General features: G+C 37.3%; 4 protein-coding genes and 1 pseudogene. All 5 read left to right on the top strand.

The window, feature by feature from the left end; genetic code table 11:
* Positions 1–242 precede the first annotated feature (242 nt).
* Positions 243–1085, top strand: a complete 843-nt coding sequence (locus tag QZ548_RS08400; RefSeq protein ID WP_295869675.1) for a DUF6630 family protein — start codon at positions 243–245, stop codon at positions 1083–1085.
* A gap of 119 nt (positions 1086–1204) precedes the next feature.
* Positions 1205–2020: a DUF2262 domain-containing protein gene (locus tag QZ548_RS08405; protein ID WP_295869678.1), complete on the top strand. Its 816-nt coding sequence runs from the start codon at positions 1205–1207 to the stop codon at positions 2018–2020.
* Positions 2021–2062: 42 nt separating this feature from the next.
* Positions 2063–2566 (top strand): hypothetical protein, encoded by a 504-nt coding sequence (locus QZ548_RS08410; protein WP_295869679.1) that lies wholly within the window; start codon positions 2063–2065, stop codon positions 2564–2566.
* Between the two features lie 69 nt (positions 2567–2635).
* A complete protein-coding gene (locus tag QZ548_RS08415) occupies positions 2636–3316 on the top strand; it encodes a hypothetical protein (RefSeq protein WP_295869681.1) in 681 nt (226 codons plus the stop codon).
* 26 nt (positions 3317–3342) lie between these two features.
* Positions 3343–3830: pseudogene (locus QZ548_RS08420) on the top strand (hypothetical protein); the annotation flags it as partial.

Below are 3830 nucleotides of genomic sequence, written 5' to 3' on the forward strand. Positions count from 1 at the left end.
GAGCTACTATTATTAATATTTGGACATATATAACAATTAAATATATCTATTTTTGTGTCTATAGTAAATTGTCGCAGTAAGTACTTAATAGCATCTAATAAATCATAAATTGGATGCTATTTTTATTTAACATAAGATATGGTGAGTAATGTCGGGAAAACCCAATATTTCTCTACTAATCATGCTATAATGAACATAAATAAGTTACTTGTAAATATCAATGTACATAGTGGAGAGTCTATATGAGTTTTTACAATTGGATCCAAGAAAAACTATTTGATAATTACGAAGAATGGCATTTGAAAAGCCCTGGTTCTAATGGAACCGGTTTTAATATAGTCGGAATAGATAATACCTTAAAGGCTATGCATGATGGATTTTCTATGTACGTGGAGGTATACCCACCTCATGCCATTGATGGTTGCACTGCCATGAAAGCACGTGTAGGTAAAACGCAGGATGCAGTAGATTTATTCTTAGATATAGATGGTAAGACGTATCGTATGGCTGATGTAAGTTATCCTGACGCAGTGAAGATGATGAGGGCTTTTGTGAAAAAACGCAGAGTACCTGATTGTAGTTTGTGTGTAGAAGTAGCGTATCTAGATATCGATCAGATGCGATCTACATTTACAGAGTTAGCAACGTTGTTGCTAGGCGATGCTAAACAAGCCAAATCATTCATGTCCAAGGCAAAGTTACATTCCATGGAAGAACTAGAAGATAGCTGGTGGAACCTCTATGAGAAGTTGCTATCTACTGGTCGTGCTAGAGAGTTATCTTTGAAAATCGAATTAGAGGATTTTCTTTATTATGTGCAGAAGTTAATCCATAATAAAAATTTATCTACTGATGAAAATTTAACTGGAGATGTATCTATTGATACATCCGCATTCGATGATAGTCAATGTATTGGGGACTGGTGCGCACATCTTAATTCCACGTGGAAAAAATATAAGTTAGTAGACATGGACATCGGTACAGATAGTTTGGTGCTCATGGTACTTTCAAATGAGGAATTTAAAAGAGCCCAAGAGCTAGCGAAAGAATTATTACATAGAATCGATGTAGCTGAACGTTTGTGATGTAACGAAAATTATAATGTAGTGGCACGATTATAATGTGGCCGTATCTATAAAAAGGTTGTAATTCTTAACTGTAAACAATTTGCACTGTATAAATGTAATGAATAGGAGAGAGTATTATGAGTATTGTACGTTTACCAGAATATGAAGCAGAGTTTGAGCCGGAAGTATTTGAAATTTATGCATTGCCGCGCAGTGATGCGAATGGGGCGAGTCCTTATTTAGATAAGTACCATAGACCATTAGTGTTCACCGATGCTATCCTAGATACTCGGACGGGCGTACTTGACCGTAGTGAAGGTATTTTGACGTGGATTATTGAGGGCCTTGACGATAGATGGGGTTATTCTTTTGAGCCCCATGGGGTCTATAAATTGTTAGTTAAGAAAGCAAAACCATTAGAGGACTTGGGCTATATGTGCACCTCTTGGAATAATCGCTATTATGTACTTGAGGTGTTAGAGGAACATGCTAAACATAGCGAATTAGAGGCGTTATCGGCTTATTTGAAAACCCCTAAATACCTTCATACCGATAGGGGTGATTTTCTATTAAATCGAGAGTATCAACATTACACAGCGAGAATTGATGATTATGTATTCACTCTTGATGTAGACGAGGGTTCTGATGAAAGCTGCACCGTAGCGTTGGCGGTTTTCAATAAAATCGATAATTTCAAAGAATTTGAACAACGAATTAGCGCATACATTAGTGAACACTTACTAGACCTCGCTAATTATTGGCTCGATAACGACGACCAAGATCCGATTACAGCAGACATATTTGCCAAACGTATTACTATGGGCGAATTGGTGTTTCGCAATGATGGCTCCATAGAGGTTTATTATGACGATGATGATATTTTCTGGGGACACTGCATCATAGCCCATATTGATGCGGATGGGAACCCTGTTGATGCGGATATTGCAGGATAATGAACTAACTAGTGGAGTGTGGCGAACTAGTGGGGTATCATAATGATAAAATCTGAATTAATGATATTATGGAACGTTGAAAGCTGGACTGTAGAACCGTATGGGGTTTACTTTGTAGCCCGCCAATTAGAGGCCGATGAAGTAGCAAATCACGAAGAGCATACAATAGAGACTCAAGTAAAAAATCTTATAGAGGATACAGTAAAGACTCAAGTAGAAAATGTAGAACCAGCCTTCAAAAGCCTCAATATTAGCTGCTCTGGTTATACTGAGGTCGAGGTGCTTTCACTACCAATGTGGGAACAATTATATGTTCAATTAGATAAATTAGACCAATTAGCACAGGAAATCATACAAAAAGAAATACCGCAAGAAGAGTCTGTTGTGCTAACACTAACGGATATAATGTTAGATAAATCAGGTTGTTACGACGCATTTGCACTAGGTTATGATATAGGTGAATCCCCAGCAGGACATCTATATGTTTTGGTTTCTTTTGATGAAAACTTTACGGTTCAACAAGATGTGATTTATGAAACCTTATAGAGTTGTATTAAAGTGGTGACACGGGTGTTGTAGACTACCTAAAAATAAGTGATACATAGGAGAGAGACGATGGAGAATCTGTATAAAGAATTAAGAAGCTTTTTTGCCAATAATATTGATCTAAATGATTTATACGATTCCGAAGCTATCATCTGGATTGATTGGCGTGAGTATGACGAAGATGTAGTGCGCTATTTTAATGATATGATGGCTGAGCCTATCGATATTGAAATAGTCGGTAATGGCAAGCCTTATGGTGACGATATTGTGTTACGAAAAGGTGATAAAGAGCTGCAAATTCCTTACGGTGATGAGCAAGATCGGGATGTGACCATAAAATATTTCAATGACTTCGTTAAGCCTGATTATGAGGTGCGTTGGTTTATTGAAAGCCTTGGAAACGATACGCTCGGCTTTACCGTGCTTTCAGGGGCAGAATGGGCCAATTTAGAAGATGAATTTGGTGCAGATACAGTTCGTTACTATTTCGAGCCTATTAATCTTGAAAGTAACATGTTTAATCTTGATATGGACACAGTATTTGCATTACTTGCCTTACGAGAAAATAGTGACGGTGTGAATACTGATTTTAGTGTACAGTTAGATTGGATTACAATCACAAACAAAGAAAGAGCCTTAACTGAACAAAAAGAAAATGGACAAATTGACTTAAAACAATACATGGTTGCTAAACAAGAATTGCAACAGATTAAGGATGAGTTTATAGTGACTCATGGCGAGATGGAATAAGAACTGTTGTCTTAAAGGAGACGTTTATGGCAATTGACGGTGTGAAAATCATAGATAGTGATGATGGTCATGATATTTATAATGCCATTGTTGAGCGATACAAGGATGGCGTTAGTGTTGATACAATCATTTCTGAAATCTTAAGTGAGGAACAAAATTTTTGTACTGATGAGTTTTACACAGAAATTTATTGGACTGCGGTGGCCTATTCGTTGTGGAAGATAGGACATCTATCAGAGAATATCAAAGAGAAAGCCTTAGACATAATTGCTCAGGGACCTCATGAGTTTTGGCTAGAAATCGATGGTAAGGCGCCTAAACAGCGTCAAAAGGTATTGGATAAGTTAGCAGTACAGCTACAGAGCGAAAATCCAAAGCCGCTTAAGGTTCGTAAATCTAAAACAAAGAGAGAACCTCATTTTAAGGTGGGCGACGTATTAGCTGTTAAGTTTGAAAACGAGTATGGTGCTATATTTGTCTCTGACGTGGATCAATCACCGCGGAAAATCGAATA

The organism is uncultured Veillonella sp., from assembly GCF_915069625.1.
Classification (GTDB): domain Bacteria; phylum Bacillota; class Negativicutes; order Veillonellales; family Veillonellaceae; genus Veillonella.